Source organism: Staphylococcus sp. GDB9P120P, from assembly GCF_017893435.1.
GTDB classification, from domain to species: Bacteria; Bacillota; Bacilli; order Staphylococcales; family Staphylococcaceae; genus Staphylococcus; species Staphylococcus cohnii.
On sequence record NZ_JAESNB010000006.1, the window covers coordinates 4,108 to 4,387 of the forward strand.

Consider the following 280-nt stretch of genomic DNA (forward strand, 5'->3'; position numbering starts at 1 on the left):
TAAAGATAATTTATTATATGCAACAGTTCACATGGACGAAAAAACCCCACATATGCATTATGGTGTTGTCCCTATCACTGATGACGGTAGATTAAGTGCAAAAGAAGTTGTAGGGAATAAAAAGGCGTTAACAGAGTTTCAAGATAGATTTAACGAATATGTTAATCAACGTGGGTATGATTTGGACCGAGGACAATCAAGACAAGTTACAAATGCTAAACATGATCAGGTAAACCGATATAAGCAAAAAACAGAATATCATAAGCAAGAATATGAGCGT

At 34.6% G+C, this 280-nt stretch carries 1 protein-coding gene; it reads left to right on the forward strand.

Annotated elements, in window-relative coordinates:
• Window positions 1-280, forward strand: a 280-nt coding sequence (locus KA856_RS14105; RefSeq protein WP_210138528.1) for a plasmid recombination protein, incomplete at both ends; no start/stop codon positions are given.